The 17,680-nt window shown below is 63.3% G+C and carries 12 protein-coding genes and 1 pseudogene; 4 read left to right on the top strand and 9 right to left on the bottom strand.

The window, feature by feature from the left end; genetic code table 11:
• Nucleotides 1–3 precede the first annotated feature (3 nt).
• Entirely contained in the window at nt 4–861 is an 858-nt protein-coding gene (nadC, locus tag NFH97_RS13155) for a carboxylating nicotinate-nucleotide diphosphorylase (protein ID WP_045992832.1), read from the top strand.
• Nucleotides 862–1,117: 256 nt separating this feature from the next.
• Here the strand turns inward: nadC and NFH97_RS13150 are convergent, their stop codons facing one another.
• Entirely contained in the window at nt 1,118–1,639 is a 522-nt protein-coding gene (locus NFH97_RS13150; protein WP_045992833.1) for a GNAT family N-acetyltransferase, read from the bottom strand.
• 283 nt (nt 1,640–1,922) lie between these two features.
• On the opposite strand from NFH97_RS13150, the gene tsaA reads away from it, so the two are divergent.
• A complete protein-coding gene (gene tsaA / locus NFH97_RS13145) occupies nt 1,923–2,660 on the top strand; it encodes a tRNA (N6-threonylcarbamoyladenosine(37)-N6)-methyltransferase TrmO (RefSeq protein ID WP_349624924.1) in 738 nt (245 codons plus the stop codon).
• A gap of 187 nt (nt 2,661–2,847) precedes the next feature.
• Here the strand turns inward: tsaA and NFH97_RS13140 are convergent, their stop codons facing one another.
• The 6 genes and pseudogenes from NFH97_RS13140 to dapA all read right to left on the bottom strand — a co-directional run bounded on the left by NFH97_RS13140 (nt 2,848) and on the right by dapA (nt 13,630).
• Nucleotides 2,848–8,271 (bottom strand): beta strand repeat-containing protein, encoded by a 5,424-nt coding sequence (locus NFH97_RS13140; RefSeq protein WP_349624923.1) that lies wholly within the window; start codon nt 8,269–8,271, stop codon nt 2,848–2,850.
• A gap of 351 nt (nt 8,272–8,622) precedes the next feature.
• Nucleotides 8,623–9,009 (bottom strand): annotated as a pseudogene (locus NFH97_RS21210) (hypothetical protein); the annotation flags it as partial.
• 1,143 nt (nt 9,010–10,152) lie between these two features.
• The gene (purC, locus tag NFH97_RS13135) at nt 10,153–10,866 is read right to left on the bottom strand and encodes a phosphoribosylaminoimidazolesuccinocarboxamide synthase (RefSeq protein WP_045992003.1); all 714 of its coding nucleotides are present in this window, start codon (nt 10,864–10,866) and stop codon (nt 10,153–10,155) included.
• A gap of 56 nt (nt 10,867–10,922) precedes the next feature.
• Entirely contained in the window at nt 10,923–11,720 is a 798-nt protein-coding gene (locus NFH97_RS13130) for an MBL fold metallo-hydrolase (RefSeq protein WP_045992002.1), read from the bottom strand.
• Nucleotides 11,720–12,685, bottom strand: a complete 966-nt coding sequence (locus NFH97_RS13125) for a lipoprotein-34 (protein WP_162816537.1) — start codon at nt 12,683–12,685, stop codon at nt 11,720–11,722. Before NFH97_RS13125 ends, NFH97_RS13130 begins: the two co-directional genes overlap by 1 nt.
• Nucleotides 12,686–12,745: 60 nt before the next feature.
• Nucleotides 12,746–13,630: a 4-hydroxy-tetrahydrodipicolinate synthase gene (gene dapA / locus NFH97_RS13120; RefSeq protein ID WP_045992000.1), complete on the bottom strand. Its 885-nt coding sequence runs from the start codon at nt 13,628–13,630 to the stop codon at nt 12,746–12,748.
• A gap of 213 nt (nt 13,631–13,843) precedes the next feature.
• Between dapA and NFH97_RS13115 the strand changes: the two genes are divergently transcribed.
• Nucleotides 13,844–14,320, top strand: coding sequence for a peroxiredoxin (locus NFH97_RS13115; RefSeq protein WP_349624922.1), 477 nt, complete (start codon nt 13,844–13,846; stop codon nt 14,318–14,320).
• A 94-nt stretch (nt 14,321–14,414) separates the two neighbouring features.
• On the opposite strand, the gene NFH97_RS13110 is transcribed toward NFH97_RS13115, so the two are convergent.
• Together NFH97_RS13110 and NFH97_RS13105 are read right to left on the bottom strand one after the other, a co-directional pair.
• Complete coding sequence (locus NFH97_RS13110; protein ID WP_108449972.1) at nt 14,415–15,542, bottom strand: AI-2E family transporter; 1,128 nt, start codon at nt 15,540–15,542, stop codon at nt 14,415–14,417.
• Entirely contained in the window at nt 15,539–15,781 is a 243-nt protein-coding gene (locus tag NFH97_RS13105; RefSeq protein WP_045991997.1) for a sulfurtransferase TusA family protein, read from the bottom strand. Before NFH97_RS13105 ends, NFH97_RS13110 begins: the two co-directional genes overlap by 4 nt.
• Nucleotides 15,782–15,928: 147 nt before the next feature.
• Here NFH97_RS13105 and NFH97_RS13100 point away from each other — a divergent pair, with 147 nt between their 5' ends.
• Entirely contained in the window at nt 15,929–17,491 is a 1,563-nt protein-coding gene (locus tag NFH97_RS13100) for a M48 family metalloprotease (RefSeq protein WP_231498604.1), read from the top strand.
• Nucleotides 17,492–17,680 lie beyond the last annotated feature (189 nt).

Here is a 17,680-nt window from a genome sequence, read left to right as displayed (position 1 = left end):
CCCATGCACTTTCAGGACGCCCTTGCCGAAGACATCCGCAACAGTGCCGCTCGCCTGCTGGCCGAGGACGTCGGTCCGGTGGACATCACCGCCCAACTGATTCCCGAAAAGCATCTGGGCAAGGCCCGCGTCATCAGCCGCGAGCCGGCGATACTCTGCGGCGTGGCCTGGGTCGACGAGCTGTTCCGCCGCCTCGATCCCCGGGTCGCTCTGACCTGGCATGCCGCGGACGGCGATCGACTGACGCCAGACGAGCCCTTTCTCGAACTGGCAGGCCCCGCACGCAGCCTGCTGACCGGCGAGCGCGCGGCTCTCAACCTGCTGCAGACGCTGTCGGCCACCGCCACGCGCACCCGCCACTACGTCGACCTGCTCGAGGGCACCGGTGTGCGGCTGCTCGACACCCGCAAGACGTTGCCAGGTCTGCGTATCGCCCAGAAGTATGCGGTGGCCTGTGGCGGTGGCTGCAACCATCGGATCGGCCTCTACGACGCCTTCCTGATCAAGGAAAACCATATCTCGGCCTGCGGCGGCATCGCCGGCGCCGTGAAGGAGGCCCGCAGCATCGCGCGTGACCTGACGGTGGAGGTGGAAGTCGAGACCTTCGAGGAACTGGATCAGGCGCTGGCCGCCGGCGCCGACGTGATCATGCTCGACAACTTCTCACTGGATGACATGCGAGAAGCGGTGCGCCGCGTCGCAGGCCAGGCGACGCTGGAGGCGTCCGGCAATGTCGACGAGACGACGCTGAAAGCCATCGCCCAGACAGGTGTCGACTGCATCTCGAGCGGCGCACTGACCAAGGACGTGAAGGCCATCGACCTGTCCATGCGCATGGTCGAGGAAGGCCCGGCAGGCTGACGCCCTGTCCGTTTCGAGAAGCGCTCCCCCGGCCTGGACCCTGGCCCATGCCTGGGGGCTGTTCTTGAAGGGCACTCTCGGAGTTACTCTTGGAGATTACTCTCAAGGGGCTCTCCAGCGGGGTCACTCCAGCGGGGGGGCTCTCCAGCGGGGTCACTCCAGCGGGGGGGCTCTCCAGCGTCCAGCGTGGGGGCTCTCCAGCGTCCAGCGGGGGCTCTCCAGCGTCCAGCGGGGGCACTCCAACGTCCAGCCGGGGTCACTCCAACGGCTTGCTCATGCATAGCCGTGGCAGCAGCTCTCCGGCGCGCTCGACCCACTCTTCACCGTGGGATTCCCAGCCGGCGTCGAGCAGTGGCTCTGCCAGCATCAGGCTGGCTTCGATGATCATCCGCCGGGCGCCGGCGTTTCTCAGGCGCTCCTCGGCAAGCGACAGCAAGCGGCCGCCGATGCCCTGGCCGGTCAGCGAGGGCCACACATAGAGCGTCTCGACGCGCGCGCGACCGGGGTCCAACTCGACAAAGCCGACGCAGCGACCGTCACACTCGGCCACCAGGGTAGTAAACAATGCCTGACGAGCACGCCAGGCGGAACCGTCCCTGGGCAGCGCCGAAGCCCAGGCCTGACGCTGGGCCAGACTGTAGTGGCGACTGGCCCCCATCATGACGGCGTGATAGAACACTTCGGCTTGATCCGAGCCATCCTTGGCGAGGGCCTCACGATAGTGAATACGGGAACGTCGCTCGACCGGCATGGCTTGCGACATTCTGGGTTCGGACATGTAGGGAACTCCTGCAGGACTGGAGACGGATAATCCGGCGCGTCGAGGTTCGCCAAGCCTAATCAGATAACGGGCTCGATCCAACACTCCTGACCACCCTGATGCCCGGCGACGCTGTTTCATGCCCAACTGGAGCTTTGTCATGTCACGATACCTGCAAGCACGTTGCTGGAGTCATTCAGGTCACCCCTGACCCACTTCCTGCGTCATCAGAGTTTCGACATCAAAGCATCGACGTAAAAGCATCCACATCAAAGCATCGACATCAGAGCCTCACCAGATCATGCCCGACGACCTCTATACCCTGACGCCCATCGGCACCATACGCAGCGACTTCCCGGACAAGTTCGGCGTACCCCGTCAGCCAGGGCTTGCAGAAGATGCCAGAGCGCGTCTGGTGCTGGAGGGCGACTTCGCCGATCCCATGGCCGTGCGTGGGCTGGAGGGGTTCAGCCACCTGTGGCTGACCTTCATCTTTCACCTTAGTCCGCCCCACTGGAAAGCGATGGTCCGTCCGCCTCGACTGGGAGGAAATGCACGAATAGGCGTATTTGCCAGCCGCAGCACCCACCGCCCCAACCGTCTCGGGCTCTCGCTGGTGGAGTTGATCGACATCGATACGCGCGACGGCGTCAGCCTGGTGCTCAAGAGCGCCGATCTGGTCGACGGCACACCAGTGGTGGATATCAAGCCCTACCTGCCCTGGGCCGAGAGTCGCCCCGACGCCCGTACCGGTTTTGCACCTGAAGCGCCGACGCAGCATCCGGTGGTGTTCTCGGCCGAGGCCGAAGCGGTGCTTTCCAGCAGCGACAACGATGGTTCCTTGCGTCGCTTGATCGCCCAGGTCCTCGCCCAGGACCCGCGCCCCGCCTATCGCAGCAAGGGCAGTGACGACGATCGCCAGTACGGTGTCAGCCTGAGAGGTTTCAACGTGCGTTTTCGCGCCGAAAACGACAAGGGCGCCCTGCGCTTTCGCGTGGACGCCCTTGAAACCGGGCAGGAACCAGGAAGAAACGACTGACCCGCTGTGCTCGTAACTCCACTGGCCGCAGCATCATATGCCGCTACTTCAACTTCCGCGCCCACTGTCACTGTGCATCGACGCCGATCACCATCCGTGATCGCGACACCGTCAGTACCGCTGTGCCTTGCGACACAGCCACACCCAAGGTGAACGACCAGGTTTTCGTTTGACCTGCCCACTGGTCTCAATCGATGACCCCGGAGATTCCCAGACCGACCGTTGGGCCACCGTGGGAGGCGCCAATCCCCATCCCGACACTCCAGCGGCCAGTATCAGCGGTTCGTCGTACGCTCACACCTAGTGCCGATTCTCCGTTGTAGTAGCCAGTCCCCACATGATAGGTGAGCTTTCCTGCGACATAGGGTGCATCGCCCATGGCGGCCAGGGCCGCGATCCCCGCACTGGCATCTCGCTCTACTTCGTCAATCTTGTGGTCGAGTTGGTTGTAGTCGGAAGTGAACTTGCGGTTCAGTTCATTGAGCTGCGACATGTTGACCGCGTCGGTGGGTGCCGAACCGGCAGCCACGTTATGCAACTGGGTGGGGCCACTGCCATTGCCCAGGCTGACAGAGTGGTAGTCGACGCTGCCATCCTCGCTACGATCGTAGTTGACCGCTCCCTCTTGCACGGCACCAAGCTGGCGCACATTGACCGCATCGGTGTCCTCGGTGCCCCCCGCGACGTGGGTGATCTGACGTTCACCACCCTCGTTGCCGACCGCAACAGCTCCCTTGGATGACTCCACCGCCACGTGCGAAAAGGCTTCCTCCTCCCCCTTCATGCCTTCTCTATCGGCCACAGCGCCATCACCAAGTGCAACACCTCCTTCAGCTTGTGCCTTGGCGCCACCTCCGATGGCAACGGTGTCTGCAGCACTGGTAGTGGCAGCGTCTCCCTGCGAATTCGCCTGGAAGTACTTGGTGTCCTGACCACTCAGTGCCAGGTCGCCGATATCCTCCATCAAGTCCCAGATCTGACCACCATTGACCGCATCAGTACTGCCTTGATGGATATCGCCTTCGGCCAGATTGCTGATCACGGTACCACCGTCGGCACCAGCCAGAGTGATCTTTCCCTGGTTGGAATCTGGGTCATATTGCACGACATTCTGGGCCGGGTTGCCACTGCCGCCCCCCAAGCTGTCGAGGGTCGTCTGGATATCACCGACATCGCCTTCAAGATTGGTGAGACGACCATTGGTGGCGTGGAGCTGACTGCCGTTGACCGCCTCTAGACTGGTGTCGGAAAGCGACCCATCCGCAATATTACCGAGCACGGTACCGCCGAAGGCTCTACCAGGCGACTTCAGGGTTACGTGGTTCCAGTCGACGCTGCCGTCGTTGAAGTGGTCATACGCCACCACTTCCTCAAGCGCCATATTGGTCGCATGGAGCTGGCTGCCATTGACCGCATCGGTACTGGTAGCGGAGATTCGACCCGCGGCCAGGTGGGTCAAGGTTCGCTCCTGCCCTTCGTCACCGATGCTGACGGTAGCAATGGGGTTTGTGCCGGCGTATTCATGCTGTTCACCGAAGATAATGCCTGACTCGGTGCCTATTGCCTCCTGTGAGGTCGACTGGGCCCCCAGCGCCACATCCATAGCCTGATTGGCGCTGGCTCCAGCACCCAGGGCCATCGCCTGCTCGCCCGAGGACACTGCCGTACTACCGACCGCAATCGCATCTTCCAGCAGGGTGTGGCTCTGGTCGCCAATGGCAACCGCACCGGCTGCCCCTATCTCCACCTTGGCGCTCACCCCCATACCGATGGCGTCATCGCCATTGACCGTGGTATCAGGCCCAATGGCGATGGAGCCTTCGCCGGTGGCGAGGGCGTCGACTTCCCCTCCCCCGTTGGCATGAAAATACAGCGATCCCGTATCCGAGAGCGACCCCACGGCCCCCTTGAGCTGACGCATGGTCACCGCATCGTGATCCTCGATACCATCGGCGATGTTGATCAACTGGCGATACTCACCGTCCCGCCCCACGGAGACCGCTCCCATTAGATCGGCGTCCGAAGTGTTGTACTGAATGGTGGCATTGCCCACGACGATCTGGCCGGAAACCTTCGCCACCTCGCGGTTCGCGATCGCTCCGCTGCCCAGTGCCACGCCGCCAAACACCGAGCTTGAAGCGCCATTGCCGATGGACACCGCATTGGTTGCCGACGACACCGCCGCCGGCCCCATCGCCAGGCTGTCGGTGCCGCTGGCACTGGCGCCGCTACCGCTGGATTTTGCCTGGTAGTAGATGCTGTCGGCGGCGATATCCCCCAGGTTGGTGGTGAGATTGGCGATATCGCCTTCGTTCTGGGTCACGCGCACATTCGTCGCGTTCAACTGACGACCGGTGACCGCATCGGTGCTGTCGGTGGACAGGGTGGCGTCGGTCAGATTGGTGATTCGGGTTCCGGTATCACCGGCCAGGGTGATGCTGCCCTCATTGAGCGTGCCACCGGTACCGCGGTCGTAGACCACTGCGCCCTCGGCCAGATTCCCCAGGTTGGTGGTGAGGTTGGTGATATCGCCTTCGTTCTGGGTCACCCGCACATTGGTCGCGTTCAACTGACGGCCGGTGACCGCATCGGTGCTGTCGGTGGACAGGGTGGCGTCGGTCAGATTGGTGATCCGGGTACCGGCATCGCCGGCCAGGGTGATATTGCCCTCATTGAGCGTGCCGTCGTCGCTACGGTCGTAGACCACCGCACCGGCCGACAGATCCCCCAGGTTGGTGGTGAGATTGGTGATATCGCCTTCGTTCTGACTGACTCGAGCATTGGTCGCGTTCAACTGACGACCGGTGACCGCATCGGTGCTGTCGGTGGACAGGGTGGCGTCGGTCAGATTGGTGATTCGGGTTCCGGTATCACCGGCCAGGGTGATGCTGCCCTCATTGAGCGTGCCACCGGTACCGCGGTCGTAGACCACTGCGCCCTCGGCCAGATCCCCAAGGGCCTGGTTGGTGGCATGGAGCTGGCTGCCGTTGACCGCGTCGGTACTGGTGGCCGAGAGTCGACCTGCTGCCACGTGGGTGATGGTGCGCTCGCTGCCGCTGGTGCCCACGCTGACCGTACCGGTCGGGCTGCTGCCGGCCAAGGCGTAGTCAGTACCGGCCACGGTGGCCGTGGTGGTGGCCACCGCCGCTTCCGTGGTGGCACCGTTACCCAAGGCTACGCTGTTGGCGACGCTGGCCTTCGCGCCATTGCCGATAGCCACCCCATTGGTTGCCGAGGACACCGCCGCCGGCCCCATCGCCAGGCTGTCGGTGCCGCTGGCACTGGCGCCGCTACCGCTGGATTTGGCCTGGTAGTACGCGCTATCGGCGGCGATATCCCCCAGGTTGGTGGTGAGATTGGCGATATCGCCTTCGTTCTGGGTCACGCGCACATTCGTCGCGTTCAACTGACGGCCGGTGACCGCATCGGTGCTGTCGGTGGACAGGGTGGCGTCGGTCAGATTGGTGATCCGGGTACCGGCATCGCCGGCCAGGGTGATATTGCCCTCATTGAGCGTGCCACCGGTGCCGCGGTCGTAGACCACCGCACCGGCCGACAGATCCCCCAGGTTGGTGGTGAGATTGGTGATATCGCCTTCGTTCTGACTGACTCGAGCATTGGTCGCGTTCAACTGACGACCGGTGACCGCATCGGTGCTGTCGGTGGACAGGGTGGCGTCGGTCAGATTGGTGATTCGGGTTCCGGTATCACCGGCCAGGGTGATGCTGCCCTCATTGAGCGTGCCACCGGTACCGCGGTCGTAGACCACTGCGCCCTCGGCCAGATCCCCAAGGGCCTGGTTGGTGGCATGGAGCTGGCTGCCGTTGACCGCGTCGGTACTGGTGGCCGAGAGTCGACCTGCTGCCACGTGGGTGATGGTGCGCTCGCTGCCGCTGGTGCCCACGCTGACCGTACCGGTCGGGCTGCTGCCGGCCAAGGCGTAGTCAGTACCGGCCACGGTGGCCGTGGTGGTGGCCACCGCCGCTTCCGTGGTGGCACCGTTACCCAAGGCTACGCTGTTGGCGACGCTGGCCTTCGCGCCATTGCCGATAGCCACCCCATTGGTTGCCGAGGACACCGCCGCCGGCCCCATCGCCAGGCTGTCGGTGCCGCTGGCACTGGCGCCGCTGGCGGAAGAGTTGGCCTGGTAGTAGATGCTGTCGGCTGCGATATCCCCCAGGCTGCTGGTGAGATTGGCGATATCACCTTCGTTCTGGGTCACCCGCACATTGGTCGCGTTCAACTGACGACCGGTGACCGCATCGGTGCTGTCGGTGGACAGGGTGGCGTCGGTCAGATTGGTGATCCGGGTACCGGCGTCACCGGCCAGGGTGATGCTGCCCTCGTTGAGCGTGCCGTCGTCGCTACGGTCGTAGACCACCGCACCGGCCGACAGATCCCCCAGGTTGGTGGTGAGATTGGTGATATCGCCTTCGTTCTGGGTCACCCGCACATTGGTCGCGTTCAACTGACGACCGGTGACCGCATCGGTGCTGTCGGTGGACAGGGTGGCGTCGGTCAGATTGGTGATTCGGGTGCCGGCATCGCCGGCCAGGGTGATGCTGCCCTCATTGAGCGTTCCACCGGTGCCGCGGTCGTAGACCACTGCCCCCTCGGCCAGATCCCCAAGGGCCTGGTTGGTGGCATGGAGCTGGCTGCCGTTGACCGCGTCGGTACTGGTGGCCGAGAGTCGACCTGCGGCCACGTGGGTGATGGTGCGCTCGCTGCCGCTGGTGCCCACGCTGACCGTACCGGTCGGGCTGCTGCCGGCCAAGGCGTAGTCAGTACCGGCCACGGTGGCCGTGGTAGTGGCCACCGCCGCTTCCGTGGTGGCACCGTTACCCAAGGCTACGCTGTTGGCGACGCTGGCCTTCGCGCCATTGCCGATAGCCACCCCATTGGTTGCCGAGGACACCGCCGCCGGCCCCATCGCCAGGCTGTCGGTGCCGCTGGCACTGGCGCCACTACCGCTGGATTTGGCCTGGTAGTAGACGCTGTCAGCTGCGATATCCCCCAGGTTGGTGGTGAGATTGGCGATATCGCCTTCGTTCTGGGTCACCCGCACATTAGTCGCGTTCAACTGACGGCCAGTGACCGCATCGGTGCTGTCGGTGGACAGGGTGGCGTCGGTCAGATTGGTGATCCGGGTGCCGGCATCACCGGCCAGGGTGATGCTGCCCTCATTGAGCGTGCCGTCGTCGCTACGGTCGTAGACCACCACGCCGTCTGACAGATCTCCCAACGCCTGCACGCCCTCCGACAGTTCTCCCAGCGCCTGATTGGTGGCGTTCAGCTGACTGCCGTTGACGGCATCCGTGCTGGTGACAGCTAACCGTCCAGCCGCTACGTGGGTAATAGTACGCTCGACGCTGGCCACCGCATTGCCCCCGCTATCGGTCGTTGCCGCCGCGCCAAGGCTCAGAGTGCCTGTCGGAGCCGCACCGGCGAAACTGTAGCTCTTGCCCGCGATGGTAGCCTGGGTGGTTCCCACCACCGCCTCGGTCGTGGCGCCGTTTCCCAAGGCCACGCTGTTGGCCACGCTGGCCTTGGCATTGGTACCGATGGCAATGGCGTTGCTGGCGGACGCCTCTCCGGAATCACCGAGCACCATGGAGTAGTTGCCACTCGCTTTCGACCAATTTCCCACTACATTGGTAGCGGCGCCGGCGACGGTATTTTGAAGACCTACTACATTGGCACCAGTAGCAGTCGATGACAGCGTGTTACTTGAGCCGAAAACACCGGAAAAATCGCTGGTCACGTTATTGGTATTGCCAACGACCCGGACTGCATTGCCTTTAACGGTATTGTTGAGACCAATCGCAGACGCATATGTCGATGCGCCTTCGATCTTGTTGGAAGTACCAATGGCAATCGCGTTCTTGGCGCCTGTCGATGTGGAGTTGCTCTCACCCAATGCAAGGCTATTGTCGCCATTGGAAACGTTGAGATGGCCAACACTGACACTTTTCGCGCCGTTGGCAACACTGCCTGATCCCAGTGCCGTGGAGTGGCTACCCGTCGCTTTAGCCGTGGCCCCAAGTGACGTCGCATTGGTCGCCGTGGACGTCGCCTTTGCGCCAATAGCAAGACTCGAGGTGGCGCTGGCAACGGACCCTCCGGTCAGGTCTCCGCCAATGGCAATGGCGTTTACACCTATCGCTTGTGCGCCGTTTAATCGAGCGACCGTGCCGCTAGACAGTGCCCCGCCACCAATAGCGACGCCATTCTTGCTTTTCGCATAAGCCCCACGCCCGATCGAGACACCGGCCAAACCGCTGGTAACAGCCTGATCGCCCAGGGCAATACCAGAATCTGCCGCCGCACTCGTGGTCGCATAGTAGCCCATCGCGATAGAGGCATCACCATCGCCAACGGCACCGGTGCCTATATGGATGGCAGATGCCCCCGCAGCGGGCTGGATGCCCACCGGCGCCAGATAACGATTGACGACAAACTGTTCAGGCTTGTCGGCAGGCGTCGACGGCTCACCTGGCATGACACATCTATCTTTAGTCGGTGACGTCAGAGGTATCATTGCCTCCTCTGACGCTATGTTGCGGACCTCACCTGCCACCGTCGGACAGTCATCAACGAGGGGGCCAGCCTCCGCTTTACTCGACCCCAGCCCAGGCGTGACAGCCGATAGAGACATCAGGATACAGGTTATACAAACGTTTTTTTTCCCACTTCTTGCTGTTTTGAGCGAGTTAACGAACAAAAAAGTACGGCCATCCAATTCACTCACTCCGACCTCCTTGCCACCAATACTTAGGTGACATCTTCGTGCGCCACCAAAACACTCACTTTCATCCGAAATCCATCTTCAACCACCCAAAACTCTCTTATAAAAACCCTGAAAACAGAAATACGAATCAAAAAACCAATAGCGTGCAGAAACCCGACTTTCCGGACACAAAACTTGCAAAAAGAAACATGATTAAAAAAATCTACACGCGCAGCGCTGTCACTTCCATTTTTAAACGTGACACAGATCATTTCTTGCTTGTAATTGGCGCAAGGCGCGCCAAATAAAGCACAAAAACTGACGGTCCGTTTCAGAAGCTGTACGGGCACTGATGAGATTCATCTTTCCCCCCAGCCATAGCCAGGTGCCATCAAAAACTGACGAGCAATGGTCAAATGAACAGGAATTTTCCCGACAACGCAGTACAAAGGAAGGTGTTGTACTGCGGTTAGACGCAGCCACACCAGGCACAGGGGGTTTCAGGACTCGCGGGAATGCGAATAACGTTGCCGCACACCTATCCGAGTCGACACTTCCCAGTACCCAACATCAGCGTAGCGCCAGGAACTTTAAGTCACTCGTGGGAGCCCAGGCATCGGTACAGACGTGGGCAGCGAAAAGCAGATCGCCCGGGCCAGACCCGGGCGATCCTCTACATGCTTTCGGCGTTATCACCACTTGCACCACCGTCGTTGCATCATGCCCTTGCGGCAGTCAGCGCAGACCAGTGCCGGCAAGCGGCTGTCAGCTGAAATCGATGCCGATACGACGGCCGACTTCCTCGTAGGACTCGATGACGCTGCCCAGCCCCTGGCGGAAGCGATCCTTGTCGAGCTTTTCGCGGGTCTTGGCGTCCCACAGGCGGCAGCCGTCCGGCGAGAATTCGTCACCCAGCACGATCTTGCCGTGGAATACGCCGAACTCGAGCTTGTAGTCCACCAGCAGCATGCCGCCGTCGGCGAACAGCTGCTTGAGCACCTCGTTGACCTTGAAGGTCAGCGCCTTCATCTCGGCCAACTGCTCGGCGCTAGCCCAGCCGAAGCTTTCGGCCAGGGACTCGTTGACCATGGGATCGTGGAGCTCGTCGTTTTTCAGAAACAGCTCGAAGGTCGGCGGTGTCAGCGGCTCGCCTTCCTTGACGCCGAGGCGCTTGACCAGACTGCCGGCGGCGATGTTGCGTACCACACACTCCACCGGAATCATGTCGAGCTTCTTGACCACGCACTCGGTGGGCGACAGCAGCTCTTCCACGTGGGTGGGGATGCCGGCCTCTTCCAGCTTGGCCATGATGAAGGCATTGAAGCGGTTGTTGACCATACCCTTGCGCTCGAGCGACTCCATGCGGCGTCCGTCGAAGGCGCTGGTGTCGTCACGAAAGTGCAGGATCAGACGATCCGGGTCATCGGTGGCATAGACCGACTTGGCCTTGCCGGCATAGAGTTCTTCGCGCTTTTCCATGGGTGCCTCCACAGGCAAATCAAAAAAAGGGGTTCAAGCAGGACCAGGGTCCTGAATCAGTGAATCGCTTGCCAATCCAGGCCATCATCCTGGGCAGCCACGGTCAGGCGGGTCTCGTCGCCATCCAGCAGAGGCGTCAATGCCTCCAGAGCGAGTTCGGGGCGGTTATTATGCTCCGACAGGTGGGAGCAGACGATACGCTGCAGCCGATCCAGCCCCAGTTCGGTCAACAGCGCCGCAGCCTGGCCATTGGCCAGGTGCCCCCAACGTCCGCCGACACGGCGCTTGAGACTGGGCGGATAGGGGCCTTCAGCCAGCATGCGCACGTCATGATTGCACTCGAGCACGAGGGCATCGCAGCCACGGAAGGCCTGGCGCACGTGTTCGCTGGGGTGGCCCAGGTCGGTCAGCAGCCCCAGCTTCCTGTCACCTGCGGCGATACGAAACTGCACCGGCTCTCGGGCGTCATGGGGCACCGTGATGGCGTCGACGTCGAGTCCCTTGATGGCAAAGCGCGACTGAGGAGTGATCCAGTGGGTCCGGGGCAGCCGGCCGAGCTTGCCGGATAGCCAGGTGCCCGGGGTCAGATGTACCGGCAGGTCATAGCGACGGGCCAGGGGGCCGATGCCACGCACATGGTCGCCATGTTCGTGGGTGACCAGCAAGGCATCGAGCTGACGCGGATGGACACCCAACCGCGCCAGCCGGCGTTCTGCCTCCTTGAGACCGAAACCGCAGTCCACCAGCAACATCGACTCGCCGTCGCTGACCAGGGTGGCGTTGCCCTTGCTTCCGCTGCCCAGGGAGGCGAAACGCAAGCCTCCCCGGGAACCATTGGCATGCCCGACGCTCATCAGCGCAGCAAGCCCTCCATGCGCTGCAGCAGCTCACGCTGGTCATCGCCGGAAAGCGGCTCGTCGTCCGCGCTACGCGCCTCCATCAGGGTTTCCTGGCCCTGGGGCGACAACCTGAGTTCGATGCGTTGCATCGACTCAAGCAGGTCCATCGAGGTCAAGGAGTCGATGAAGCCGCGGGTACGCTCGCTCTCGGTGATGTAGTCGATCACGAAGCGCTTGCCGCTTTCATCCACGGAGACCAGCTCGCGGCGATCTTCCATCTCGAAGTTGTTCTCGAGCTGGAAGGCGAGCTCGGCGTAGGCCCGCTCGATGTCGAAGGGCATTACCATCACCCAGTCATCGCCACGGGGCTCGAAGCGAACGCTGTCGGCTTCGGGGGCCTGCTGGGCCGACGCCGAGGCGATGCTGGCCGAGGCGCTACGCGCCTCAAAGTGACGCTGCAGGGAGTTCAGGCACAGCCGGTTGAGCTGGCCCGCGGTATCACAGCGCACCTCACTGGTGCCCGACCGGAGGCCCTGGCGCAGTACCAGGCTGGCGTCGGAGGTCTCGATGACACCGCTGGCGCTGTCGCTGCGGGTGATCTCCAGCCCGCGCTGTTCAACGAAGCGCTCGAGCTCCGGCCACACCACCGCGGGCGCGGCCCCTACCACCAGCCAACGATCGGCGTCGGTCTCGCGCACCGCCACGTCACCGGCGGCCACCGCGGTGCTGGCAGACAGCGTCTGGGGCAAGGGCGCGGCGAAGTCCCCCTCGCGGGCGTAGAAGTCCCCGCGGGCCTGAGGCACCGGCATGATATCGCGATAGCGGCTCTGGTCGCGGCTGCCGGGGAGGGTCAGCGGAGCCGCCTGACGGGCGCCCGCGTAATCCTCGTTGCGATCGTGATAGTGACCGTCCTTGGCACAGCCGGCCAGGGTCAGGGCCGCGATCATCGCCAGCGGCAGTCCTTTAAGCGCAGAATTCATGCATCCACCTTGATTGAAAATTGGGTCCACGACATCACGACCGGAGGCACGGTTCAGGCGTCAGTCCTCGATCAGTCCTGCCAGCTGCAGGGCTTCGCTGATGGTGGAGTGATACTTCTCGCTCAGCCAGGTCAACGGCAGGCGGATGCCGGGCTCGATGATACCCATGCGGTTGAGCGCCCACTTGACGGGGATAGGATTGGCCTCGATGCCCAGGTTGGTATGCAGGGGCAGAAGCCGGGTGTTGATCTGGTGAGCCTTGTCGCTTTCACCGGCCACGGCGGCGGCGCACAACTCGTGCATGGCCTTCGGCGCCACATTGGCGGTCACCGAGATATCGCCATGACCGCCCATCAGCATGAAGTCGCAGGCGGTGGCGTCATCGCCGGAGTAGAGCATGAAGTCGCTGCCCTTGAGGCGTTCGATCAGGTCCTCGGCGCGCTCCAGATTGCCGGTGGCATCCTTGAGGCCGATGATGTTGTCGACCTCGGCCAGACGCAGCACGGTCTCGTTGTAGATGTCCGAACAGGTACGCCCCGGCACGTTGTACAGGATCACCGGCAGATCACTGGTCTCGGCGATCACCTTGAAATGCTGATACAAACCTTCCTGGGTCGGCTTGTTGTAGTAAGGCGCCACGGTCAGGCAGTAGTCGGCCCCCACTTCCTTGGCGTAGCGGGTCAGCTCCACCGCCTCGGTGGTGTTGTTGGAGCCGGTGCCGGCGATGACGGGAATGCGGCCATTGACCTCTTCGACCACGCTGCGAATCACGTCGAAGTGCTCGGCGAAGGTCATGGTGGTGGGCTCACCGGTGGTACCCGCCGCCACGATGGCGTCTGTGCCATTGTCGAGGTGGAAATTCACCAGTTTGCGCAACACTTCCCAGTCGATATCGCCGTTGGCCTTCATCGGTGTCGCCAAGGCGACAATACTGCCCGTGATCATCCTCGTTGTTCCTCTGTTGTCTGCCCTCCCGCGACCCTGACGATGGCGGTCGGGGTGAACGAATGTGGCCAAGGGGGTCGCGACCCGGGGAAGCGTGGTCGTGACCAGAGCACAAATGGTACTCAGGCGGCCATATCCTGTACAGCCGCGTCTTTACATGAAGAGCGTCATTGCGTGTAATCGGACGCCTATTTTTGCGATTCTGGAGCCACCATGACAGTGTCCATCGGCGAGCCGGTCCCCGACTTCAGCGCCAGCGCCACCGGCGACAACACCATCACCCTGTCGCAACTGCGCGGTCGCCAGGTGGTGATCTACTTCTACCCCAAGGCCAGCACCCCCGGCTGTACCACCGAGGGCGGCGACTTTCGTGACCACAAGGCAGACTTCGACGACGCCAACACCCTGGTCATCGGCGTCTCCCGTGACGGCATCCGCGCCCAGGAAAACTTCAAGGCCAAGCAGGGCTTCAATTTCGAGCTGATATCAGACAAGGACGAAGCCGTGTGTGGTCTGTTCGACGTCATCAAACTCAAGAAGCTCTACGGCAAGGAGCACCTGGGTATCGAGCGCAGTACCTTCCTGATCGACAGCGAAGGTCGCCTGGCCAGGGAGTGGCGCAAGGTCAAGGTCAAGGGCCACGTGGAAGAAGTGCTGGAAGCCGCCCGCGAACTGCACGCCCGGTCCTGACACGCCGGCCCACGGATGCAAGCCTCGTCCTCCCCGGCAAAGAACGAATGCCCGGCCATTGGCCGGGCATTGTGTTTCGCCTCGAGAGCAGGGCTCAGCCGTCGGTGCCGGTCCCTGTACCTGTGCCTGCGTCAGAGTGGGGCGGCAACCTTGCCATGCTGCGCTCCTTGATCCCGCGAGGCCAGGCGTAGACCAGCGCCTTCAACAGGGTCGCCAGCGGGATCGCGAAGAACACCCCCCAGAAGCCCCAGACGCCGCCGAAGAACAGCACCGCCAGGATGATCGACACCGGGTGTAGATTGACCGCCTCGGAGAACAGCACCGGCACCAGCACGTTGCCGTCCAGCGCCTGGATCACGCCGTAGGCGACGATCACATAGAGAAACTGGTCCCCCAGTCCAAAGTGAAAGCCCGCTACCGCCGCCACCGGCAGTGTCGCCACCGCGGCGCCGATGTAGGGCACCAGCACCGAAAAACCCACCAGTACCGCCAGCAGCGCCGAATAGGGAAGGCCAAAGAAGGCGAAGGTGAAGAAGGTCACGCTACCGACGATGACGATCTCGGTGGCCTTGCCGCGCACATAGTTGGCGATCTGGCAGTCCATCTCCTTCCACACCCGGGTCATCAGGTCACGCTTGGCCGGCAAAAGCGACACGGTAAAGCCCACCAGACGGTCACGGTCCTTGAGCATGAACAGCACCAGGATCGGCACCAGCACCAGGTAGATCAGCAGTCCCAGCACATTGCCGAGCGACGCCAGCGACAGCGTCAGCGCACGCTGGCTCAATTGGGTCGCCTCGCGGCTGAGCACGGCGATCCAGTCCTGGACCAGGTCCGGAGTAATCAGCTGGGGGTAGCTCATCTGCAGGTCATCCAGCATCTGCTGGCCGGCAGCAAACATCCGCGGCGCTTCCTGGATCAGGCTGGCGAGCTGGTTCCAGATCAGCGGCAGCAGGATCAGCGCCAACGCCAGCAGCACCCCGACAAAGGCCAGAAAGACCGTCATGACCGCCACCAGGTGTGGCACCTTGCGTCGCGTCAGGGCATTGACCGCGCCCTGCAGCAGAAAGGCCACCACCAGCGCGGTGAGAAAGGGCGCCAGCATCTGGCCGAGCCAGATCACCACCGCCAGCCCCACCACCAGCAACACCAGCAGCAGCACCGCCTCTTCATCGGAGAAGTAGTGATCGACCCAGCCGCGAAATACGCTACGCAGACTCATGCATCACCCGCCTTGCGCAACCAGTAGACATAGACCTTGTCGCGTTCTTCGCGCCCTTCCAGCACGTGGGCGCTGTGCTCGGCAAAGCTTTCAAAGTCTCGCCAGGAACCGGCGTCGGTGGCCCTGACCTCCAGCACCTGCCCAGGCGACAGGCGCGACAGCGCCTGCTTCGCCTTGAGCAGCGGCAGCGGACACGGAAGTCCGCACGCATCTAGCACATCGTCAGGTTGCACTGCCATGATCTCTCCCGAGAGAATGCGATATCGGATCGCTGCACATCGCAGCGCCGTTGCCCCGAGGGGCGAGCCCTTGCGATTTAAAGGCACTTTTCCGGCTGAATCAATGTCCCAAGGCAACCCCCTCCAACGCTATCGACGAGGATTTCGATGCCCAAGCGCACGCTGTTTGCCGTCACCGCTCGCCCCGCGCGGGCACGCCGTCAGGCATTGCCTTGGCATCGCGGCCGCTGGCGCCCGATGCCGGCCCTGGCCCTGGCGTCGACGCTTGCGTTGAGCCTGAACGCCACCACGGCACAGGCCCAGTATCTGGACCAGGGCACCCTGCTCGATCAGCCGAGGGAGCTGAACCTGCCATCGCTGATGTCCACCGGCAGCAACGCCATCAGCGGCGAGGAAACCCGCCTTGGACGTGCCTGGCTACGCCAGTTTCGCGCCCACGTGCCGGAATGGCGCGACCCCCTGGCCCAGCACTATGTGGAGACACTGGTCGGCCGTCTGGTGCCCTACAGCGACCTGGGAGGCATCAACACCACCATCACCCTGGTCGACAACAAGACCTTGAACGCCTTCGCCGTCCCCGGCGGCGTGGTCGGCGTCAACACCGGGCTGTTCGCCTTTGCCGACCAGGAAGCCGAGGTGGCCTCGGTGCTGGCCCACGAGCTCGGCCACCTGTCACAGCGCCACTATGCCCGTAGCAAGGCCCGCGCCGAGCAGACTCAGGTGCCGGCCATGGCCACCATGCTGGCGGGCCTGATCCTGGCCGCCAGTGGCGCCGGTGACGCCGGCATCGCGGCCCTGGCCGGCAGCCAGGCGGCGATGATCCAGGACCAGCTGCGCTACTCGCGTCGCTACGAGGAAGAGGCCGACCGCATCGGCCTGCAGGCCATGGCCAGCGCCGGCTACGAACCCCAGGCGATGGTCGACATGTTTCGCTCCATGCAACGCCTGATGAGCCTCCAGGGCGGCACTCCGCCGGAATTCCTGCTGACCCACCCGATCACCGAATCACGCATCAGCGACACCCAGGCCAGGGTCAACCAGACCCGGGTGACGGGCTCGGCACCGGATGAACTGCAGTACCAGTTCATCCGTGCCCGGGCACTGCTGGCGATCCACGAGCGTGCGCCCGGCCAGGCGATGACGGTGATGCGCCAGGACCAGGCGCCGGCGGACGCCCAGCGCTATCTGCAGGCGCTGATCGACGCCCGAGCCGGCCAGACCGGCTCGGCACTGAATACGCTCGACGGCCTGGCACGGGCCCACCCGGATACCGCCCTGCTGCCCGCCAGCGCCGTCCAGGTGGCGCTGGAGGGCGGGCGCGTCGACGAGGCCATCGAGCGTGCCCGGCGTCAGTTGCGCCTGATGCCGGGCTACCCACCGACCAGCCAACTGCTGGGCGAGGCGCTCTTGCAGCGCGACCCCGACGCGGCCTACCGGGAACTCCACGAGCTGGCCCAGCGCCGTCCCGAGGATCCCACCGTGTTCGGGCTGCTGGCGGAAGCCGCCGGGCGCAGTGGCCGCGAAGCCTGGGGCCATCTGGCCAGAGCCGAGCAACTGCAGCTGACCGGTGAGATCGATCGCGCCATTCGCCAGCTGGAGGTCGCCGAGGCGATGGCCGAGCGCGAAGGCGACCTCAACGCCAGGTCAAGCATTCAGCGTCGTCGAGACGCCTTCCTCGACTACCGGCGGACCATGGAGAAATTCCGCTGAGCCGGAAGTTCCGCTGAGCCCGACAGCGATCGGCGCAGTGGCGACACAGTGCTCAGGCGACGCAGCGCTCAGGCCCGCCAGCCCACAGACGACTCGGCCCAGGAACAAAAGCGCCCACGAGACTCTCTCGTGGGCGTGGGCTCGTGGGCGTGGGCGCGGGGTGTCACCAGAAAAAAGTAACGGCTGGCC

The sequence above is a fragment of the Halomonas sp. SCS19 genome (genome assembly GCF_040147015.1).
In the GTDB taxonomy this organism is placed as follows: Bacteria; Pseudomonadota; Gammaproteobacteria; order Pseudomonadales; family Halomonadaceae; genus Halomonas; species Halomonas litopenaei.
Note: the sequence above shows the minus strand (reverse complement) of the source record. Positions and strands in the feature narration are given on the sequence as shown.